Origin of the sequence: Rugamonas violacea (assembly GCF_016461825.1) — a bacterium.
GTDB lineage: Bacteria > Pseudomonadota > Gammaproteobacteria > Burkholderiales > Burkholderiaceae_D > Rugamonas.
This window is the reverse complement of the sequence record NZ_JAEMNU010000123.1, coordinates 292757-308918: the sequence shown is the minus strand read 5'-3', so window position 1 is coordinate 308918 and position 16162 is coordinate 292757. Positions and strand designations below refer to the sequence as shown.

The 16162-nt window shown below is 66.0% G+C and carries 20 protein-coding genes; 8 read left to right on the top strand and 12 right to left on the bottom strand.

Features of this window, described 5'->3' with window-relative positions; genetic code table 11:
* Window positions 1–495: 495 nt before the first annotated feature.
* Window positions 496–1011, bottom strand: a complete 516-nt coding sequence (locus H7U20_RS23645; RefSeq protein ID WP_199761563.1) for a YgjP-like metallopeptidase domain-containing protein — start codon at window positions 1009–1011, stop codon at window positions 496–498.
* Window positions 1012–1132: 121 nt separating this feature from the next.
* On the opposite strand from H7U20_RS23645, the gene H7U20_RS23640 reads away from it, so the two are divergent.
* Complete coding sequence (locus tag H7U20_RS23640) at window positions 1133–2113, top strand: endonuclease (RefSeq protein WP_199761562.1); 981 nt, start codon at window positions 1133–1135, stop codon at window positions 2111–2113.
* A gap of 163 nt (window positions 2114–2276) precedes the next feature.
* Here H7U20_RS23640 and cydX read toward each other — a convergent pair whose 3' ends face one another.
* From cydX to H7U20_RS23615, 5 genes are read right to left on the bottom strand one after another with little or no spacing between them, the layout of a single operon-like run.
* The gene (gene cydX / locus H7U20_RS23635; protein WP_199761561.1) at window positions 2277–2435 is read right to left on the bottom strand and encodes a cytochrome bd-I oxidase subunit CydX; all 159 of its coding nucleotides are present in this window, start codon (window positions 2433–2435) and stop codon (window positions 2277–2279) included.
* Between the two features lie 31 nt (window positions 2436–2466).
* On the bottom strand, window positions 2467–3609 hold the full coding sequence (gene cydB / locus H7U20_RS23630) for a cytochrome d ubiquinol oxidase subunit II (protein ID WP_199761560.1): 1143 nt from the start codon (window positions 3607–3609) through the stop codon (window positions 2467–2469).
* 9 nt (window positions 3610–3618) lie between these two features.
* Window positions 3619–5196, bottom strand: a complete 1578-nt coding sequence (locus tag H7U20_RS23625; protein WP_199761559.1) for a cytochrome ubiquinol oxidase subunit I — start codon at window positions 5194–5196, stop codon at window positions 3619–3621.
* Window positions 5197–5220: 24 nt separating this feature from the next.
* On the bottom strand, window positions 5221–5442 hold the full coding sequence (cydP, locus tag H7U20_RS23620; RefSeq protein ID WP_199761558.1) for a cytochrome oxidase putative small subunit CydP: 222 nt from the start codon (window positions 5440–5442) through the stop codon (window positions 5221–5223).
* A 1-nt stretch (window position 5443) separates the two neighbouring features.
* Window positions 5444–6073 carry a GbsR/MarR family transcriptional regulator gene (locus H7U20_RS23615; RefSeq protein ID WP_199761557.1) on the bottom strand — a complete coding sequence of 210 codons (630 nt, stop codon included), beginning with the start codon at window positions 6071–6073 and terminating at the stop codon, window positions 5444–5446.
* A 160-nt stretch (window positions 6074–6233) separates the two neighbouring features.
* Between H7U20_RS23615 and modA the strand changes: the two genes are divergently transcribed.
* The 4 genes from modA to H7U20_RS23595 are packed head-to-tail and all read left to right on the top strand — an operon-like array spanning window position 6234 to window position 9298.
* The gene (modA, locus tag H7U20_RS23610) at window positions 6234–7022 is read left to right on the top strand and encodes a molybdate ABC transporter substrate-binding protein (RefSeq protein ID WP_199761556.1); all 789 of its coding nucleotides are present in this window, start codon (window positions 6234–6236) and stop codon (window positions 7020–7022) included.
* A 6-nt stretch (window positions 7023–7028) separates the two neighbouring features.
* Complete coding sequence (modB, locus tag H7U20_RS23605) at window positions 7029–7748, top strand: molybdate ABC transporter permease subunit (RefSeq protein ID WP_233411014.1); 720 nt, start codon at window positions 7029–7031, stop codon at window positions 7746–7748.
* A gap of 7 nt (window positions 7749–7755) precedes the next feature.
* A complete protein-coding gene (locus H7U20_RS23600; protein WP_199761604.1) occupies window positions 7756–8457 on the top strand; it encodes an ABC transporter ATP-binding protein in 702 nt (233 codons plus the stop codon).
* Window positions 8447–9298 carry a TOBE domain-containing protein gene (locus H7U20_RS23595; protein WP_199761555.1) on the top strand — a complete coding sequence of 284 codons (852 nt, stop codon included), beginning with the start codon at window positions 8447–8449 and terminating at the stop codon, window positions 9296–9298. Before H7U20_RS23600 ends, H7U20_RS23595 begins: the two co-directional genes overlap by 11 nt.
* A gap of 22 nt (window positions 9299–9320) precedes the next feature.
* On the opposite strand, the gene H7U20_RS23590 is transcribed toward H7U20_RS23595, so the two are convergent.
* Window positions 9321–10148, bottom strand: coding sequence for a helix-turn-helix transcriptional regulator (locus H7U20_RS23590; protein ID WP_199761554.1), 828 nt, complete (start codon window positions 10146–10148; stop codon window positions 9321–9323).
* A 99-nt stretch (window positions 10149–10247) separates the two neighbouring features.
* On the opposite strand from H7U20_RS23590, the gene H7U20_RS23585 reads away from it, so the two are divergent.
* On the top strand, window positions 10248–11300 hold the full coding sequence (locus H7U20_RS23585) for an inositol monophosphatase family protein (RefSeq protein ID WP_233411013.1): 1053 nt from the start codon (window positions 10248–10250) through the stop codon (window positions 11298–11300).
* Window positions 11301–11446: 146 nt separating this feature from the next.
* Here the strand turns inward: H7U20_RS23585 and H7U20_RS23580 are convergent, their stop codons facing one another.
* The 4 genes from H7U20_RS23580 to H7U20_RS23565 form a co-directional block, all read right to left on the bottom strand.
* On the bottom strand, window positions 11447–11830 hold the full coding sequence (locus tag H7U20_RS23580) for a KGG domain-containing protein (RefSeq protein ID WP_199761553.1): 384 nt from the start codon (window positions 11828–11830) through the stop codon (window positions 11447–11449).
* Window positions 11831–11938: 108 nt separating this feature from the next.
* Window positions 11939–12487, bottom strand: a complete 549-nt coding sequence (locus H7U20_RS23575; protein WP_199761552.1) for a hemerythrin domain-containing protein — start codon at window positions 12485–12487, stop codon at window positions 11939–11941.
* Window positions 12488–12513: 26 nt separating this feature from the next.
* Window positions 12514–12984 (bottom strand): hypothetical protein, encoded by a 471-nt coding sequence (locus H7U20_RS23570; protein WP_199761551.1) that lies wholly within the window; start codon window positions 12982–12984, stop codon window positions 12514–12516.
* A gap of 220 nt (window positions 12985–13204) precedes the next feature.
* Complete coding sequence (locus H7U20_RS23565) at window positions 13205–14236, bottom strand: NADP-dependent oxidoreductase (protein WP_199761550.1); 1032 nt, start codon at window positions 14234–14236, stop codon at window positions 13205–13207.
* Between the two features lie 189 nt (window positions 14237–14425).
* Between H7U20_RS23565 and purU the strand changes: the two genes are divergently transcribed.
* Window positions 14426–15295, top strand: coding sequence for a formyltetrahydrofolate deformylase (purU, locus tag H7U20_RS23560; RefSeq protein WP_199761549.1), 870 nt, complete (start codon window positions 14426–14428; stop codon window positions 15293–15295).
* Between the two features lie 39 nt (window positions 15296–15334).
* Window positions 15335–15877 carry a YaeQ family protein gene (locus H7U20_RS23555; protein ID WP_199761548.1) on the top strand — a complete coding sequence of 181 codons (543 nt, stop codon included), beginning with the start codon at window positions 15335–15337 and terminating at the stop codon, window positions 15875–15877.
* Between the two features lie 98 nt (window positions 15878–15975).
* Here the strand turns inward: H7U20_RS23555 and H7U20_RS30470 are convergent.
* A partial coding sequence (locus H7U20_RS30470; protein ID WP_233411012.1) for a hypothetical protein occupies window positions 15976–16162 on the bottom strand: 187 nt, incomplete at its 5' end.

Here is a 16162-nt window from a genome sequence, read left to right as displayed (position 1 = left end):
CCCCCCCCCACGACAGGGGAGGTCATTCAGCAGCCCTGAACGCGGCGCGGCCATCGCGGCCCAACCACGCTCGGTCACACCAAGCCGCCGCCCGGTCCAGGTCCGGCGGCTTGCCTGCGTCGGGGCGCAATGGGAGCGGTATCACGTTCGGCGCGCCGCGCCGCGCGTCGCGGCAATACAACGCTGCCGAAAATCATCTTTTTGATTTTTCGACGCTTAGCCCGGGGAGTGTTTCGCAACTGAAAGTGTATGACTGCGCGCCCATATTGTTTTGCAACTGGCTATGCCGAAGTTGCACGTCTTGTGTTCAAATAGCATTAACCGATGCATGCAGCTCCCGGACCGGGCAGCGAGCCATGACGGGCGCCGGTCTTCATCCGCCGGCGCAACAAAGCAGCCAAAGAGCTGCGGCCCTGCGCACTCCCGGTGCGCAATTGAAAAAACCGCTCACTCCGAGCGGTTTTTTTTATTGCGGCGGCCGGCGCGGCGGGCGGATCATCCCGGCAGCCACAGGCGTTGACCGGCGTGGTCGAGCTGGGTCAGGTAGAGCCGCAGGTCGAATTCGTATTGGTGATAATTCGGCTCCATATATTGGCAAAGCTTATAAAACGGCTTGTCGTGCTGCTTTTCCTTCACGTGCGCCAGCTCGTGCACGGTGATCATGCGCAGGAACTCCAGCGGCACTTCCTTGAACATGCTGGCGACGCGGATCTCGTGCTTGGCCTTCAGCTTGCCGCCCTGCACCCGCGAGATCGAGGTGTGCAGGCCCAGCGCGTGGTTGATCACGTGGATCTTGCTGTCGTACTCGACCTTGTTGATCGGCTCGGCGTTGCGCAGATATTCGGTTTTCAAATCCTGCACGTACTGGTACAGCGCCTTGTCGGTGCGGATGTCGTGCGCCTTGGGGTAACGCTTGAGCAGCACTTCGCCCAGTTTGTTCTGTGCGAGCAGTTGCGCGACTTGTTGCTGGGTTTGTTCGGAGTAGGCACTCAGGTACTTCAGGGCGGACATGGCGGGGTGGGGCGGAGCGAATCGAGGCGAGAATGTACCATACTTGGCGGAAACACCGTATGATCGGCCTGATCCGCCGCTTCTTGCCACCAGCCGTTTTCGGCCTCAGCCTCAGCCCCATATGCGCACCCATGTCAGTTCGGTCGGCCTGTTGATCCATGGCGATCCGGCCCTTTCCTTCAATTATCCCGAGCATATCGCGCGCGCCAGCCTGGACGCCTTGCCCAGCCAGCCCGGCGTCTACCTGTTCCGCGACGCGGCCGGCGTCGCCATCTACGTCGGCAAGAGCGTCAACCTGCGCAACCGCGTGCTCAGCCATTTGCGCACGCCGGACGAGAGCCAGATGCTGCAACGCACGCGCCGGGTCGACTTCGAGCGTTGCGGCGGCGAGCTGGGCGCCTTGCTGCGCGAGTCGCAGCTGATCAAGCAGTTGCAGCCGGTGTTCAACCAGAAGCTGCGCCGCCTGCGCGAGATGTGCTCGTGGCGGCTGGACGGCGCCACGCCGCAACTGGTGTTCGCGCGCGACTGCGACTTCGCCGCCACCGAGGGCCTGCATGGCTTGTACGGCAGCCGGGCCAGCGCGCAGCAGGCGCTGCGCGAGCTGGCCGACGCCCACGGCCTGTGCGCCGGCGTGCTGGGTCTGGAACCGCTGGCGCGCGGCCGGCCTTGCTTCGCCCGCCAGTTGGGGCGCTGCGGCGGCGCCTGTGTCGGCGTGGCGGTGGCGGAACACGCGGCGCGGGTCAGCGCCGCCTTGCAGCCGTGGCGCGTGGCGCCGTGGCCGTATGCGGGGCCGGTCGGCATCGTCGAGGAGTCCGATGGGCTGCGCCAGGTGCAGCTGGTGGACCGCTGGTGCTATCTCGGCCCGCGCGCGGCGGGCCGCAAACCTGCGCCGGCGCGTGCCGCAGCGCAGCGCGTTGCCGCGCAGTTCGATATCGACGTGTATCAAATTCTTGCCAAGCCGCTGTTGCAGGGCGATTTGACGCTGGAGTTGCTCAGCGAGCCGCTCGGCAACACGTCGAGCGGGCCAGCCGGCGCGGCGGCGCTTGGCTCGGCGCCGGCGACCGCGTTCGCACCGTCACGGCGCGCACGCTCGTTTCGCTGACTCGCTTTGCTGACTCGGCCCGCTGCGACGACCCACTGCACCGGCTGGCCGCAGCAGCCAACCACAGCAGTCAACCACAGCAGTCAACCACAGCAGTCAACCACAGCAGCAAACCGCAGCAGCTGGCCACAGCGGCTGGCGCCTGGCCGTCGGCCGTTGCCGCTCAGCGCTTGCCGCGCGGCCGGCGGGCGTTCTCGAAGGCGGCGCGGGTTTGTTCCTCGTTGCGTTGGCCGAAGGCGTAGTTGGCCTCCAACCACATCACGTTGATGATGGCCAGGGACAGCGCCAGGCCTATCCCCAAAATCCAGGCGAAATACCACATGGTGTGCTCCTTGATGCGTAGGTTTAGTCGTTCAGTAGGCGCTGTGTTCGTTGTCGCGGATGTGCTCCAGCGTGACCTTGCCGCGCACCACGCGGTAGACCCAGCTGGTGTACATGACGATGATCGGCAGCATGATGACCACCACCCAGAACATCACGCCCAGGCTCTTGTGGCTGGCCACGGCATCCCAGGCGGTCAGGCTGCTGCCCGGCGCCAACGACGACGGCATGATGAAGGGGAACATCGCCGCGCCCGCCGTCAGGATGATGGATGCCACGCTCAGGCCGCTGGCCAAAAAGGCGCCGACGGTGTGGCGGCGCGCGCTCAGCAGCATCACCAGCGCGGCGCCGAGGATGGCGGCGACGGGGAAGACCTGCGTCAGCGGATAGCGCGCGTAGTTGTCCAGCCAGGCGCCGCGCGCCCGCGTCACCGTCTTGGCGACCGGCATGAAGGCGCTGTTGATGTCGGGCATGGTGCCGATGCGGTAGCCGTCGATGCCGGCGGCGATCCACACGCCGGCGGCGGAGAACAGCAGCATCGTCAACGCCGCCGCCCAGATCGCCAGGCTGCGGGCGCGGCGGGCGATGTCGCCTTCGGTTTTTTGCTGCAGGAAAGTGGCGCCGTGCATCGCCAACATGGCCACGCTGAGCACGCCGGCCAGCAGGCCGAAGGGGTTGAGCAGGCCGAAGAAGTCGCCGCTGTAGCTCATGCGCATGGTGTCGTCGTAGGCGAAGGGCACGCCCTGCAGCAGGTTGCCGAAGGCCACGCCGAAGATCAGCGGCGGCACGAAACCGCCGGTGAACAGGCCCCAATCCCAGGCGCTGCGCCAGCGCGGGTCGGCGATCTTGCTGCGGTAGTCGAAGCCGACCGGGCGGAAGAACAGCGCGAACAGACACAGCATCAGCGCGATGTAGAAGCCGGAAAAGGCCGCCGCGTAGACCAGCGGCCAGGCGGCGAACAGGCAGCCGCCGGCGGCGATGAACCAAGTCTGGTTGCCCTCCCAGGTGGGGCCGATGGTGTTGATGATGACTCTCCGCTCGGTGTCGTTCTTGCCGAGGAAGGGCAGCGACATGCCGACGCCGAAGTCGAAGCCGTCGGTCAGCGCGAAGCCGATCAGCAGCACGCCGACGAAGCACCACCAGATTACTTTATAGGTTGCGTAGTCGAATAACATGTTCTCTCCTCAATGCGCGGCGGACTGTGCCGTCGCCGCTTGTTCCCAGTGGTATCTGCCGGTATGCAGGCTGCTCGGCCCCAGGCGGACGAACTTGAGCATCAGCGTCATCTCTATCACCAGCAGCAGGGTGTAGAAGCCGATGAAGCCGGCCAGGCTGAAGTAGAGGTTGCCCGCCGTCTGCGTCGAGGCCGACAGATGGGTCGGCAGGATGCCGGCGATGGTCCAGGGCTGGCGGCCGTACTCGGCCACCACCCAGCCCAGCTCGGCGGCGACCCAGGGCAGGGGAATCGCGCAGACGGCCAGGCGCAGCAGCCAGCGCTGCGAGGCCAGGCGCTTGCGCACCAGGAAGTAGAAGGCGGCGCTGAAGATGAACAGGAACAACATGCCCAGGCCGACCATGACGCGGAAGGACCAGAACAGCGGCGCCACCTTGGGAATGGTGTCGTGGACGGCCAGCTTGATCTGCGCTTCGCTGGCGTCGATCACGTTGGGCGTGTACTTCTTCAGCAGCAGGCCATAGCCGAGGTCGTCCTTGAGCGCGCTGAAGGCGGCGCGCGCCTCGGCCGACTTGTCGCCCGACTTCAGGCGGCTCAGCGCGGCGTAGGCCTTCATGCCGTTGCGGATGCGCACCTCGTGGTTGCGCTTGAGCTCCTTGATGCCGGTCACCCGCTGGTCGGTCGAGCGGGTGGCGATCAGGCCCAGCACGTAGGGGATCTTGACGGCGTAATCGGTGCGCTCGGCGGCGTCGTTGGGCAGGCCGATCAGGGTGATGCCGGCCGGCGCCGGCTCGGTTTCCCATTCGGCCTCGATGGCGGCCAGTTTGACCTTGTTGACTTCGCCGGCGGTGTAGCCGGACTCGTCGCCCAGCACGATCACCGACAGGGTCGAGGCCAGGCCGAAGCCGGCGGCGATGGCGAAGGAACGCAGGGCGAAGGGGATGTCGCGCGCCTTCAGCAGGTAGAAGGCGGAGATGCCGAGCACGAACATCGACGCCGTCACATAGCCGGCCGCGACGGTGTGGACGAACTTGACCTGGGCCACCGGATTGAGGAAGACCTCGGCCAAGCTGACCAGCTCCATGCGCATGGTCTCGAAGTTGAACTCGGCGCCGACCGGGTGGTTCATCCAGCCGTTGGCGATCAGTATCCACAGCGCCGACAGGCTGGAGCCGAGGGCGACCAGGAAGGTCACGCCCAAATGCTGCACCTTGGACAGCTTGCTCCAGCCGAAGAAGAACAGGCCGACGAAGGTCGATTCGAGGAAGAAGGCCATCATGCCCTCGATCGCCAGCGGGGTGCCGAAGATGTCGCCGACGTAGTGCGAGTAATAAGCCCAGTTGGTGCCGAACTGGAATTCCAGCGTGATGCCGGTGGTCACGCCCATGGCGAAGTTGATGCCGAACAGCTTGCCCCAGAACTTGGTCATGTCGCGGTAGATCTCTTTGCCGGTCATCACATAGACCGACTCCATGATGACCAGAATCCAGGACAGGCCCAAGGTGAGGGGCACAAACAGGAAGTGATACATCGCGGTCGCGGCAAATTGTAGGCGTGACAAACTGACGATGTCGTCGAGAGGACTCATCTTTTTACCTTTGCTAGGGTGGATTTATTTGGTTGTCGGGGTTGTCGAGGTTGTCGGGGCGGTGGGGGCGGCGGGCGGCGGCGCGGCGAGGAAGTGTCGCTCCACCTGGGCGGCCGGCACCCGCATGTGTTTGGCTTGTGGCGTGGAAAAGAAAGCCTTCCACAGCCCGAACAGGATCAGGGCCTTGAGCAACAGCGCCAGCGTGATGGCCAACGCCAGCGAGGGACCATGCAGGCGGCGCGGCATCCTAGTTGTCCCGGCCGCCGTCGCGGCCGGCGCCCGCTTCGACCGGCGCGTCGATGCCGGCGTCGGCATTGCCGCGGCCGAAGCCGAGCTTGCCGCGCACGCTGTCGCCGACGTCGAGCAGTTTTTTCACGGTGGAACCCATCTTCATCAGGCCGGCCAGGGTTTCCGGCGACAGGCGCTGGACGTCGTCGAACCAGGAGCTGGACAGCTCGATCAGGTCGTACATCTCGCGCATGCGCTGTTGGGCGATGCGGTCGGCCTCGGTGGCGGGCGTGTCCAGCAGGGCGTCGCGCAGCATCGACAGGGTCGGCTCGACTTCGCGGCGGCGGCGTTCCTCCAGCAGGGCCTTGAAAATTTCCCAAATGTCCTTGGGCGGTTCGAAGTACTCGCGGCGGTCGCCCGGCTGGTGCAACAGTTTGACCAGGCGCCACGATTGCAGTTCCTTCAGGCCCATCGACACGTTGGAGCGGGAGAAGCCGAGGAATTCGGCGATCTCGTCGGCGTTGAGCGGCCGGCCCAGCACGTAGAGCAGGGCGTACATCTGGCCGACGGTGCGGTTGATGCCCCAGCGGCTGCCCATCTCGCCGAAGTGAAGGATGAATTTGGTCGCCAGCGGGCTGAGGTTCTGCATATGATTCCTTCTTTTTGAATTTTCAGTAATTCCTGAAATTATAGGATATTTGGGAATCCGGCGTATGACAGCTATGCATTTCGGTGTATGACGGAAAGAGTCCATGCGCTATATAATCACTTATATCGCGCTACCCACTCTCCGATAAAGGATGTTCACGATGTCTCTTTCGCAACCGTTCACCCCGCCGTCCGCCACCCCATTGCGCCGCCGCCTGATGCTGGCGCTGCTGCTGTCGGCCGGTGCCGTCTCGGCCCAGGCCGCCGACATCACCGTTTCGGCCGCCGCCAGCCTGACCAACGCCTTCAAGGAGATCGCCCAGGCCTACGAGAAGGAGCACGCCGGCGACAAGGTGTTGCTCAACTTCGCCGCCTCGGACGCGCTGGTGCAGCAGATCGGCAAGGGCGCCCCGGTCGACGTGTTCGCCTCGGCCGACCAGGAGGCGATGGACAAGGCCGACGGCATGAAGCTGCTGCAAGCGGGCACGCGCAAGAATTTCGTCAGCAACAGCGTGGTGCTGATCGCGCCGCTGTCGAGCACCTTGGGGCTGAAGAGCCTGGCCGATCTGCAACTGGCCAGCGTCAGCCGCGTCACCCTGGGCAACCCGGCCAGCGTGCCGATCGGCCGCTACGCCAAGCATGCGCTGGAGCAGGCCAAGCTGTGGGCGGCGGTCGAGCCGAAGGCGATCTACGGCACGTCGGTGCGGCAGAGCTTGGACTACGTGGCGCGCGGCGAGGTCGACGCCGGCTTCGTCTACGCCACCGACGTGGCGGTGCAGAAGGACAAGGTCAAGGTGGTGGTGACGGTGCCGACCGAGACCCCGGTCACCTATCCGATCGCCGCCATCGCCAGCGGTCCGCAGCAGGCCGGCGGCCGCCAGTTCATCGCCTTCGTGCTGGCGCCGGCCGGCCAGGCGATCCTCGGCAAGTACGGCTTCGGCCGGCCGTAAGCCGCAATGGTCGAGATGCTAGCCACCTGGCGCGAGGTGTTGCTGAACGGACCGGCGTGGACCGCGCTGGGCCTGTCGCTGAAGGTGGCGTGCTGGGCGACGGCGCTCGACCTGCTGTTGGGCATCGGCTTCGGCTATCTGCTGGCGCGCTGCCGCTTCGCCGGCCGAGAACTGCTCGACGCCATGCTGACCCTGCCGATGGTGATGCCGCCGACCGTGCTGGGCTACTATCTGCTGGTGCTGATCGGCCGCGAGGGCTGGCTCGGCGCCTGGCTGCAAAAAAGCTTCGGCATCAACCTGATTTTCACCTGGCAGGCGGCGGTGATCGCCGCCGCCGTGGTGGCGTTTCCGCTGGTGCTCAAGTCGGCCCGCTCGGCCTTCGAGACGGTCGACCCGCAGCTGGAGCAGGCCGCCCGCGTGCTGGGCTTGCCGGCGGCGGCGGTGTTCCTGCGCGTGACCCTGCCGCTGGCCTGGCGCGGCGTGTTGGCCGGCACCCTGCTGGCCTTCGCCCGCTCGATGGGCGAGTTCGGCGCCACCTTGATGGTGGCCGGCAGCATTCCGGGCAAGACGCAGACCCTGTCGATCGCCGTCTACGAGGCGGTGCAGGCGGGGCAGGACGACAGCGCCAACCTGTTGGTCATCATCACCTCGCTGACCTGCATCGTGGTGCTGATCCTGGCCAACCAACTCACGCCGAACCGCAACAAGGGAGGCAGCCATGGCTGAGCCTGCACTGCAAATCAAGCTGGGCATCCGCAAGACCTTGCGCTCCGGCCAGCGCGAGTTTCACCTGCAGGCCAGCTTCGCCTCGACCAGCCAGCGCATCGTCATCTACGGCGCCTCGGGCGCCGGCAAGAGCCAGTTGTTGAAGGCGGTGGCCGGGCTGGTGACGCCCGATGCCGGCCGCATCGAGCTGGCCGGCATGCCCTTGTTCGACAGTTCCGCCGGGCTGGACCTGGCGCCGCAGCGGCGCCAGGTCGGCTATCTGTTCCAGGACTACGCGCTGTTTCCCCATTTGAACGTGCGGCAGAACATCGCCTTCGGCTTGCAGCGCGGCTGGTTCAATCCGCTCAGCCGGGTCGACAACGAGGCGCTGCGTTACTGGCTGGCGGCCTTCGAGCTGGACACGGTGGCGCAGCAACTGCCGGACCAATTGTCCGGCGGCCAGCGGCAGCGGGTGGCGCTGGCGCGCGCGCTGATCGCCCATCCGCGCGCGTTGTTGCTGGACGAACCCTTCGCCGCGCTCGACCCGGCCTTGCGGGCGCGCATGCGCGGCGAGCTGGACGCGCTGCAGCGCCGCCTGGCGATTCCGATGATCATGATTACCCACGATCCGGACGACGCGCTGGCCTTCGGCGAACACGTGTTGCGGATGGACGATGGTAGGATCGAGGATGTGGATGACGTGGAGAGAATTGCCCAATATGAAGCCTGATACCGACGCGCAGCAGGACGCGCTGCAAGAACCCAAGCCGGAAGCCCAGCTGGCGCTGCAAGGCAATGTGTGGATGACCATCGGCGGCGAGAAATTCGGCGGCCAGGACCGCGTCGCGCTGTTGGCCGCCATCGCCGAGCATGGCTCGATCACGGCGGCGGCCAAGGCCATCAAGATGAGCTACAAGGCGGCCTGGGACGCCATCGAGGCGATGAACAACCTGGCCGGCGAGACCTTGGTCGAACGGCTGGCCGGCGGCAAGGGCGGCGGCGGCACGCGGCTGACCAGGCGCGGCGTCCAGCTGGTGGAGAACTTCCGTCTGATCGAACAGGAACACCGCCAGTTCGTCGCCCACCTGAGCCAGCAGTCGCACGCGCTGGCCGATGATTTTTTGCTGATCCAGAAGATGAAAATGAAAACCAGCGCACGCAACCAGTTCAGCGGCACCGTCACCAGCCTGAAGCGGGGCGCGGTCAACGACGAGGTCACGCTGGAGATCATGGGCGGCCAGCGGATCGTCGCCACCATCACCTGCGACAGCACCGACAGCCTGGGGCTGGCGGTGGGGGTGGCGGCCTTCGCGCTGGTCAAGGCCTCGGCGATCATTGTCGTCAGCGACGCCGGCGCGGCGCGCTTTTCGGCGCGCAACCAGTTGGCCGGCAGCATCACCCGCTTGCAGGTGGGCGCCGTCAATTCGGAGGTCAGCATCGAGCTGCCGGGCGGCGGCACCATCGCCGCCATCGTCACGCGCGACAGCGGCGACACGCTGGGCCTGGCGGTCGGCGGCGCCGTCGGCGCCATCTTCAAGGCCTCCAGCGTCATCATCGGCCGCGCCGCTTGAACGGCGTTTTTTGCACCGTCGCTCAGGGGCCGACCCGGGCGTATTGCCGCTGCCGTTCGCTGAGTTTTGCGTTGGCGAACTGCGCCGGTGTGGTGCCCAGCGTGCGGCGGAACAGGGCGATGAAGCTGCTCACGCTGTCATAGCCCAATTCCATCGCCACCGTCGTCACCGACTGCCCCGCGCTCAACCATTCCACGCCTTTTTGCAGGCGCGCGATTTGGCGCCACTCGACCAGCGACATGCCGGTCTCGGCGCGGAAGTGGCGCGAGATGCTGCGCCGCGACAGGCCCAGTTGCAGCGCCCAGCTGTCGAGATCGGTGTCGTCGGCCGGATTCTCGGCGATGGTCGCCGCCATCGTCAGCAGGCGCGGCTGGCGCGGCATGGTCAGGTGCAGCGGGTCCGGCTCGGCCTTGCCGACCTCGTCGAGGAACACCGTCATCAGGCGCAGCGCGGCGGCGTCGGTCGGCACGCCTTGCGGCCATTCGCTCATGCGTTCGAGCAGGGCGCGCGCCAGCGGGGAGATGCGCAGCACCTTGGCCTGCGTCGGCAGCGTCGCGCACAGCGACGGCGCCAGATGGATGGTGTAGCCGGCCAGGCCGTGCTTGAGCTGGTGGCCGTGCACGCTGGCGCCGTGCGGCATGTTCGGCGGCACCCAGCCGAGCCGGCCCGGCGCCAGCACGGCGCGGTCGCCGCCCGCCTCGATGACGATCAAGCCGTGGAAGGCGATGTACAGCTGGCCCTCGGGGTGGCTGTGGGCCTGCTTGGTGTTGCTGAGCTTGTCGTATTGCGGCGTCAGCAGCATGGGCGTCTGGTCGTTCAGGCGGTATTCGAAGATGTCAAAAGTTTGCATATGGTGGCCCGATTGCGTTATTTCTTGTCTGCCAGCAGTTAGCCGGACAAGCGGGATGCTGTCAAGCTGTGCTTTTCGATCACAGCAAGAGGAGTAGGCATGACCACCATAGACTGCAATGACGTGCTCGAACGCATGCGCGATGTCGCCGCCGACCTGTGCGAGGTCTTCTGGCAGCAGGAGCCGGTGATTGAGCTCGACGAGATGTTCGCCGCCTTCCAGCGCATCGACGGCGGCGCCGCCGACGCGCTGCGTGCCAGCCTGGCCGAGGCGTATCCGCAGATCGGCTGGCTGGATGGCGAGCTGGACGGCGAGCTGGACGGGGCCATGGACGAGGCCGTGAGTGAGCTGGGCGAGAAGGTGGATGACGACGCGGGCGGCGCTAGTGGCAATGGCGGCAATGGCGGCGACAGCGGCGGCGACGACGGCGGCGGCAGCGGCAGCGGCAGCGGCAGCGGCAGCGGCAGCGGCAGCGGCAGTAGCGGCGGCGCGGCGGCGCGCCGGCGGTTGCGCGGCGAATATTGGATCTGCGACGCCATCGATGGCGCCGTGCAGTTCCTTCGGGCGATTCCCAATTGGTCGATGTCGCTAACGCTGATCCGCGACGGCGAGGCGGTTTTCGCCGCCGTCTACGATCCGCTGCACGACGAAACCTTCCACGCCTTGGCCGGCGGCGGCGCCTTCCGCAACGGCAAGCCGATGCGCGTCAACGGCAAGAGCGACCACTACCACGGCATCGTCGCCAGCAGCCAGCCGCCGTATGTGGGCAAGGACCAGCAGGCGATGGCGCGCGCCGGGCAGTCGCTCAGCGGCATGTTGCGCGACGTGGTCGCGGTGCGCAACCTGGGGCCGACCTCGCTGCAGCTGGCCTATGTGGCGTGCGGCCGCCTCGACGCTTTTTGGGAGTTCGGCGAGGACGGTTTCAATTGCCTGGGCGCGGCGCTGCTGGTGCGCGAGGCGGGCGGTTTGGTGACGCAGGTCAACGGCAGGCCTTACGGCTTGGGCGCGGCCGGCAGCATCGCCGCCGCGCCGCCGGCGGTGCACGCGTCGATGCTGGTGCGCCTGCGCGAAAGCATGCCGGCGGCGACGGCGATCCATTCAGCGGGCTGTCCGAACCACCGCGCTGCGGCGCACCACGCGCTGGCGGCGTGAACACGGCGGGGCACTTCGAACAATGCCGAATTCGTCATTGCGCAGCGGCGGATCGCTGCGCAGGCGGGAATCCATACGCGCCATGTTGTCTGGCGTGGCATGGATTCCCGCCTGCGCTGGAACGACCCCGGCTGGCGCCATCGGCCTTACTCGTCGCTCTTGCCTCCTTGCCGCGTGCTGCCTTTGGTTTGCTGCTCCGAGGTGCCGGCGGTGCGGGCCGCCTTGCTTTGCTCGCCGCGCGCCGCCGACTGCCGGCTCTCGCCGCCCTTGCGACCGATCTCGGCCATGTGTTCGCGGTCGCGGCTGACGGCCTCGCCGCCTTTTTGTCCGGCGCGGCGCGCTTCCTCGGAATCGAACTCGTGCGCCGTGCCTTTTTGGTGCGCCGCCTGGCCGCCCTTGCTGGCGATTTCGCGCTGGGTTTCTTCATCCATGGCGGCGAAGCCGCGCTTGGCCGGGGCTTTCTGGCTACTTTGATTGTCCGACTTTTGGGTGCTGCCCTTGCCTTGGTCACTGCCTTGATTACTAGCCATGTCGGTCTCCTGATGTCGATGGGGAAAATGCCTGGAGCAGAGCAGCGCAGCCTTCCCGCTGCTCTGCATGGTTAGAGGGCTGTGCCTGGGCTAAGTTCCGGCGCGCGCTCAGGAACCTGACGGTTTTTCGCTGCCGCCCTGCTCGCCGGGCGCGGCGCGGGGCGCGGGCTGGCTGCCGCCTTCACCCTCCAGCTCCTGCCTGAGCTCGTCCATCTCGCCGCGCAGCGTGTCCAGGTCGAGGCCGGCCTGCCGCGCCTTGGGAAACAGATTGTTCTCCTCGTCGCTGATGTGCTGCTCGATCTGCTCGCGCAGCACGCTGACGGTGGCGTCGATCTGCTCGTCGTCCGGCTCCAGCGTTTCGATCTGGCGGATCAGGTCGCTGACGCCGGCGTGGGCCGCCTCGGCCTCGTCCATCAGCTCGTCGTCGTCGATGGCGGCGCGCACGGCCGGGTAGAAGATCTCCTCCTCCAGCTTGCTGTGGACGGTGATTTGCCCGCACAGCTGCTCGACCAGCTCGGCCTTCAGGTCGGCCTCGTCGCGTTGCGTGCGGATTTGGTCAAATTCGCGGAACAACTGCCTGACCTTCTGGTGGTCGGCCAGCAGCATGGCGATGGCGTCGGTGGCGGAATACGGGGTGGGGGGGCGTTGCTGGTTCATGGTGGCGCTCCTTTGCTTAGTTTTGCTTAGTGGGTCAAGGAGGGACGGCCGAGACCGTTGGCGGCGTGCAGTCCCATGCGTTCGAGCGCCTGGCGCTGCCGTTCGCCGGCCTTGGCGGCCTCGTCGTTGGCCTTGCGCACGAGCTCGTCGGCCAGCGCGTTGGCGCTGCGGCTGACGTGGGGCAGGTGGGCTTCGGCCGACTGGGCCAGGCTGTGGTTGGCGCGCGCCAGCGCATCGGCCAGGCCTTGCTGGTAGTTGCGCAGCGCCGTGCTGCCGAGATTGCCGCGCGCGCTGGCCGTTTGCCCGGCCGGGTTGCCGGCGGACAGGACGCGCTGGCTGGCCTCGCCCAGCTCGCTCATGGCCTCCTTGAGCAGCCGCATGTTCACTTCGCTGATGGCCTGCAGCGATTCCAGCGTGCGGCGCGCCAGATCGGTGTGGAAGTTGAATAAGACGTCGCAATGGGCCCTGACGGCCGGTGAGAGTGCTTCCGAAAACATGGTTTACCTCGCTGTTGTGTTCCTGGATGAAAAACCCCGGGACCGGCCCGGGCATCGGGCTGCGGTGGCAGCAAAAGGTAGACGTTGATGGCGCCAGCAAGTTCCGCGCGGCGCGTAATTGTGCTGTGTGGGGGATGGCGGGGAGGAGGGCGGGGAGGGAGTCGTGATACCCGACAGGTATCACGACGGTTGGTGCGGCGGCCGGCGCGGCGGCCGGCGATCAGGCGCGCGCCACCTGCAGCACCAGCTTGCCGAAGTTCTTGCCTTCGAACAGCATGTTGAGCGCCGCCGGGAAGTTTTCGATGCCCTGCACGATGTCTTCCTTGCTCTTGATCGCGCCCGATTGCAGCCACTGGCCCAGCGCGGCCACGCCGAGGTGGTAGCGGTCGGCGTAGTCGAACACCACGATGCCCTCCATGCGCGCGCGGTTGACCAGCAGCGACAGGTAGTTGGCCGGCCCCTTGACCGGCGTGGTGTTGTTGTACTGCGAGATGGCGCCGCAGATGACGATGCGCGCGCGCAGGTTGATGCGGGTGAGCACGGTGTCGAGGATCTCGCCGCCGACGTTGTCGAAGTACACGTCGACGCCTTGCGGGCAATGTTCCTTGAGGCCGTCGCGCACCGAGCCCTGCTTGTAGTCGATGCAGGCGTCGAAGCCCAGCTCCTTGACGACGAAGTCGCATTTTTCCTTGCCGCCGGCGATGCCGACGACGCGGCAGCCGAGCTGCTTGGCGACCTGGCCGACGGTCTGGCCGACCGCGCCGGCCGCGCCCGACACCACCACCGTCTCGCCGGCCTTGGGCTGGCCCGATTCGAGCAGGCCGAAGTAGGCCGTCATGCCCGGCATGCCGAGGGTGTTCATATAGGTGGTCAGCGGCGCCAGCGCCGGGTCGACCTTGATGAAGGCGGCGCTCTTGTCGTCGGCCGCGCCGCTCCAGTACTGCTGCACGCCGGTGCCGCCGGAGACGTGCTCGCCGACGGCGAACCTGGCGCTGCGCGATTCCACCACCACGCCGATGCCGCCGGCCCGCATCACCTCGCCGATGGCCACCGGGCGGATGTAGGATTTGGCGTCGTTCATCCAGCCGCGCATGGCCGGGTCGAGCGACAGGTAGAGCACTTTGACCAGGATTTCGCCATCGGCCAGGGCGCGCACCGGCTCCACTACTTGCTGCCAGTCGCTGTCCTTGACCATGCCCACGGGACGGGCGGCGAGGCGGAACTGCAGGTTCTCCAAGACTTGCGTTGTCATTTTTTCTTCCTCTAGGTGGGTGTGGGGCCTACTATACCCCGGATAATCGCACGACTGTGCTATTTCGTGTGGCCACCCTATATTGTGGTCATTTCGTCAGGGTTTTGTGGTGGTTTTACGACCACAGCGCCGCGCCGTGCGACAATACCGCCCTTGCCAATGTTCACATATCGATCGCCAAGCCCAGCCATGACCCATCCCGAATACATTTTGACCCTCTCATGCCTTGACCAGCGCGGAATCGTTCATCGCGTATCGGGCTTCCTCGCCGAGCACGGCTGCAACATCATCGACTCGGCCCAGTTCGGCGACGCCGAGTCGCGCCTGTTCTTCATGCGCGTCCATTTCTCGCTGGACGACGGCGGCATTTCCGACCTGCTGCTGCGCGCCGACTTCGCCGAGCTGGCCGCCTCCATGCAGCTCGACTGGGAGCTGCGCGACGCCCGCTACAAGCCGCGCGTGATGCTGATGGTGTCGAAGATCGGCCACTGCCTGAACGACCTGCTGTTCCGCTACAAGAGCGGCCTGCTGCCGGTGGAGATCCCGGCCATCGTGTCGAACCACATGGACTTCTACCAGCTGGCGGCCAGCTACAACATCCCCTTCCACCACCTGCCGCTGGCGGCCGGCGCGCCGGCCGAGGCGAAGGCGGCGCAAGAGGCCAAGGTGGTCGAGCTGATGAGCACCCACCAGATCGACCTGGTGGTGCTGGCGCGTTACATGCAGATCCTCTCGCCCGGGCTGTGCACGGCGCTCAAGGGCAAGGCGATCAACATCCACCATTCCTTCCTGCCCAGCTTCAAGGGCGCCAAGCCGTATGCCCAGGCGCACCACCGCGGCGTCAAGCTGATCGGCGCCACCGCCCACTTCGTCACCGGCGACCTGGACGAAGGTCCGATCATCGAGCAGGACGTCGAGCGGGTCGACCATTCGATGGACGCCGACACCTTGTCGGCGATCGGCCGCGACGTCGAGTGCGTGGTGCTGGCGCGCGCCGTCAAGTGGTTCGTCGAACACCGTATTTTGCAGAACGGCCACAAGACCGTCGTCTTCAAATAATTTATTTCATTTACACTCATTCGTCAGGCAGATTCACAGATGGCCCTCAAAGCAACGATTTACAAAGCCGATTTACAGATCGCGGACATGGACCGCAACTTCTACGAGACGCAGTCGCTGACGCTGGCACGCCACCCGTCCGAGACCGACGAAAGGATGATGGTGCGCCTGCTGGCCTTCGCCATCCACGCCAACGAGGCGCTGACCTTCACCAAGGGCCTGTTCGACGTCGAAGAGCCGGACATCTGGCAGAAGGACCTGACCGGCGCCATCCAGTTGTGGATCGAAGTGGGCCAGCCGGACGAGAAGGTGATCCTGAAGGCCTGCGGCCGCTCCGAGCACGTCATCGTCTACAGCTACAGCGCCACCAGCCACATTTGGTGGAAGGCGCTGGCCAACAAGGTCGAGCGCTGCAAGAACCTGACGGTGATCAACCTGCCGTCGGACGCCAGCGAGCAGTTGGCCAAGATGGCCCAGCGCAGCATGCAACTGCAATGCACGATCCAGGACGGCCAGATCTGGCTGACCGACGGCAGCGAGACCGTCGAAGTGGCGCGCGAAATCATCAAGGACGTGCGCTGAGCATGGGCCGCCGCCCCGGGTCTGGTGAATTCTTGACTTGGGTTAGGTAATTGGCGGAGCGGCGACTCGCCGGCCCGCTGCGGCGCACGGGCTTTCCGTTATAATTCTCCCATGGCAAGGAAACCGACAATTCGACGATGGCAGATCTGGCTCGCATGTTGTGCGATCCTGCTCAACGCGCTCGCACCGTCGGTGTCGCACGCCATCGCCTTTGTCAGCGGCCAACCGTCGAGCTGGGAAATCTGCCGCAGCGACGGCAGCCGTCTGAGCCCGGCCTTGGCGGGG

Excerpts from the sequence above, each read along its gene's own strand:
- H7U20_RS23645 (WP_199761563.1), bottom strand. The coding sequence starts at position 1,011 with ATGTCCGCCCTGAAGTACCTGAGTGCCTACTCCGAACAAACCCAGCAA.
- H7U20_RS23640 (WP_199761562.1), top strand. The coding sequence starts at position 1,133 with ATGCGCACCCATGTCAGTTCGGTCGGCCTGTTGATCCATGGCGATCCG.
- cydX (WP_199761561.1), bottom strand. The coding sequence starts at position 2,435 with ATGTGGTATTTCGCCTGGATTTTGGGGATAGGCCTGGCGCTGTCCCTG.
- cydB (WP_199761560.1), bottom strand. The coding sequence starts at position 3,609 with ATGTTATTCGACTACGCAACCTATAAAGTAATCTGGTGGTGCTTCGTC.
- H7U20_RS23625 (WP_199761559.1), bottom strand. The coding sequence starts at position 5,196 with ATGAGTCCTCTCGACGACATCGTCAGTTTGTCACGCCTACAATTTGCC.
- cydP (WP_199761558.1), bottom strand. The coding sequence starts at position 5,442 with ATGCCGCGCCGCCTGCATGGTCCCTCGCTGGCGTTGGCCATCACGCTG.
- H7U20_RS23615 (WP_199761557.1), bottom strand. The coding sequence starts at position 6,073 with ATGCAGAACCTCAGCCCGCTGGCGACCAAATTCATCCTTCACTTCGGC.
- modA (WP_199761556.1), top strand. The coding sequence starts at position 6,234 with ATGTCTCTTTCGCAACCGTTCACCCCGCCGTCCGCCACCCCATTGCGC.
- modB (WP_233411014.1), top strand. The coding sequence starts at position 7,029 with ATGGTCGAGATGCTAGCCACCTGGCGCGAGGTGTTGCTGAACGGACCG.
- H7U20_RS23595 (WP_199761555.1), top strand. The coding sequence starts at position 8,447 with ATGAAGCCTGATACCGACGCGCAGCAGGACGCGCTGCAAGAACCCAAG.
- H7U20_RS23590 (WP_199761554.1), bottom strand. The coding sequence starts at position 10,148 with ATGCAAACTTTTGACATCTTCGAATACCGCCTGAACGACCAGACGCCC.
- H7U20_RS23585 (WP_233411013.1), top strand. The coding sequence starts at position 10,248 with ATGACCACCATAGACTGCAATGACGTGCTCGAACGCATGCGCGATGTC.
- H7U20_RS23580 (WP_199761553.1), bottom strand. The coding sequence starts at position 11,830 with ATGGCTAGTAATCAAGGCAGTGACCAAGGCAAGGGCAGCACCCAAAAG.
- H7U20_RS23575 (WP_199761552.1), bottom strand. The coding sequence starts at position 12,487 with ATGAACCAGCAACGCCCCCCCACCCCGTATTCCGCCACCGACGCCATC.
- H7U20_RS23570 (WP_199761551.1), bottom strand. The coding sequence starts at position 12,984 with ATGTTTTCGGAAGCACTCTCACCGGCCGTCAGGGCCCATTGCGACGTC.
- H7U20_RS23565 (WP_199761550.1), bottom strand. The coding sequence starts at position 14,236 with ATGACAACGCAAGTCTTGGAGAACCTGCAGTTCCGCCTCGCCGCCCGT.
- purU (WP_199761549.1), top strand. The coding sequence starts at position 14,426 with ATGACCCATCCCGAATACATTTTGACCCTCTCATGCCTTGACCAGCGC.
- H7U20_RS23555 (WP_199761548.1), top strand. The coding sequence starts at position 15,335 with ATGGCCCTCAAAGCAACGATTTACAAAGCCGATTTACAGATCGCGGAC.